The sequence below is a fragment of the Streptomyces sp. adm13(2018) genome (assembly GCF_008042145.1).
In the GTDB taxonomy this organism is placed as follows: domain Bacteria; phylum Actinomycetota; class Actinomycetes; order Streptomycetales; family Streptomycetaceae; genus Streptomyces.
In genome coordinates this window covers 1-2,143 of sequence record NZ_RDBH01000292.1, presented here as the reverse complement: position 1 = coordinate 2,143, position 2,143 = coordinate 1, and the positions used below count along the sequence as shown (strand labels likewise).

2 protein-coding genes are annotated in these 2,143 nt (G+C 75.6%); one reads left to right on the top strand and one right to left on the bottom strand.

Annotated features, from left to right (window positions below; all coding sequences use genetic code 11):
- Nucleotides 1-895, bottom strand: an 895-nt coding sequence (locus EAO70_RS36710; protein WP_148007102.1) for a serine/threonine-protein kinase, incomplete at its 3' end; no start/stop codon positions are given.
- Nucleotides 896-1,046: 151 nt separating this feature from the next.
- Here EAO70_RS36710 and EAO70_RS36705 point away from each other — a divergent pair.
- Nucleotides 1,047-1,988, top strand: a complete 942-nt coding sequence (locus tag EAO70_RS36705; protein WP_148007101.1) for an NADP-dependent oxidoreductase — start codon at nt 1,047-1,049, stop codon at nt 1,986-1,988.
- Nucleotides 1,989-2,143: the final 155 nt, after the last annotated feature.

The window sequence follows — 2,143 nt, the reverse complement described above, 5'->3', positions numbered from 1 at the left end:
TCGTCGGCTCCGCCTCCAGGAGCCGCGCCGCGTGGCGGCCGAGCCGGGCGAGGACGTCCGCCGGGAGCCAGGGGTCGGGGACCGGCAGGGTCTCCGCGATCTCGGCGGCCGTCGGCCGCGCCCCCGGGTCCTTGGCGAGGCAGGCCCGGATCACCCCGGTCAGCTCGGGGGCCAGATCCGTCAGGTCGGGCTCGTCGTGGGCGATGCGGAACATGGTCGCGTGCACGCCGCTGTCCGCCGTCCCGAAGGGGGAGCGGCCGGTCGCCGCGTACGCGAGGACCGAGCCGAGGCAGAAGACGTCCGACGCGGGCGTGAGCCGGTCGCCCCGCACCTGTTCGGGCGACATGAAGCCGGGGGAGCCGACGACCGCGCCGGTGGTGGTCAGGTTGCCGCCCTCGGCGACGGTGTCGACGGCCCGTGCGATGCCGAAGTCGATGATCCGCGGGCCGTCGACGGTGAGCAGCACGTTCGACGGCTTGAGGTCGCGGTGGACGAGCCCGGCCGCGTGGATGTGCACCAGGGCCCGGGCCAGGCCTCCGGCCAGCGCCTTCACGGTCACGGGCGGCAGCGGCCCGAACTCGTCGCCGACCACGGCCCGCAGCGACGGGCCCGGCACGTAGCCGATCGCGACCCACGGGGAGCCGGCCGTGGTGTCCGAGCCGAGGACGGGCGCGGTGCCCGTGCCGCCGACCCGCTCCAGGGCCGCGACCTCGCGGGCGAAGCGGCGCCGGAACTCGTCCTGGGCGGCCAGTTCCGCGTGCACGATCTTCACGGCGACGGTCCGCCCGCCGGCCGAACGCGCGAGGAACACCCGGCCCATTCCGCCGACGCCGAGGCGGCCGAGCAGACGGAACGGGCCGATGCTGACCGGGTCTTCCGCGTTCAAGGGGTCCACGTCGTCAGAGCATGCCAGACCGCGGGACGGCCGTCCCTCCCGTCGGCCCGCCGCCGCAGGGGCCCGGCGCGGGCGGCTCATCAGAGGTTGCCGGTGCCGGGGAGCGTGGGTGTAATGGCCACGAGGGGGCGTTCAGTCTGAGGAGAACCCCATGCGTGTCGTCGAAGTGACCGCCTACGGCGGACCCGAGGTCCTCAGAATGGCGCGCCGGCCCGAGCCGGTGGCCGGGGACGTGCCCGGCCGGGTGCGGGTGCGGCTCAAGGCCGCCGGTGTGAACCAGGCGGACCTGCGGATCCGGGCCGGCCTGTACTCCGACGCGGTCGGTGCGCTCAAGCCGCCCTTCGTGCTGGGCACGGACTTCGCGGGCAAGCTGCTCGACCCCGTGCCGGGCATGCCCGAGGGGACCCGGGTGGCCGGTTACGTGCCCTGGTACGAGGAGCTGACCGGCGAGGGCACGTACGCGGAGATCGTCCGGGTCGACCCCGCGTGGCTGGCCCCGATCCCGGACGACGTGGAGTTCACCGTGGCCTCGTCCGTCCCACTGGCCTCGGCGACGGCCCAGCAGGGCCTCGACCGGCTCGCGCTGCCGCCGGGGGCGACGCTCCTGGTCACCGGCGCCAGCGCCGTCGTGGGCCGGCTCGCGGTCCAGTACGCCCACGCGGCCGGGCTCCGGGTCGTCGCCGTCGCCCACGAGGGCGACGAGAGCGAGCTGAGCATCCTCGGCGCGGACCACGCCGTCACCCGCGACATGCCGGGTGTGGTGCTCGCCCGGGTGGCCGAGGTCGCCCCGGACGGGGTCGACGGGGTCTTCGACGGGGCGCTGGTCGGCGAGGCGCTGCTCCCGGCGCTGAAGGACGGCGGGGTGTTCGTGGCGATCGCGCCCGACCGGATTCCGGCCTCCCAGCGGGACATCCGCGTCGAGGCGGTCCGGGCCACGCCGGACGCGGAGCGGCTCAAGGAGACCCTGGAGAAGGTGGCGGCCCGCGAGGTGATCACCCGGGTGGCCGACGTCATGCCGCTGGAGGCCGTCGCGGAGGCGCACCGCCGCGCGGAGGCCGGCCACCGGCCGGGCAGGATCGTGCTCCTGATCTGAGACGGCGGACCTGAGACGGCGGATCCGAGACGGCGGATCCGAGACGGCGGATCCGAGACGGCGGATCCGAGACGGCGGATCCGAGACGGCGGATCCGAGACCGCGCTTCCGCCCGCGCGGGATCCCCCCCGAAGGAGAGGCCCGGACCAGGGGTC

Excerpts from the sequence above, each read along its gene's own strand:
- EAO70_RS36705 (WP_148007101.1), top strand. The coding sequence starts at position 1,047 with ATGCGTGTCGTCGAAGTGACCGCCTACGGCGGACCCGAGGTCCTCAGA.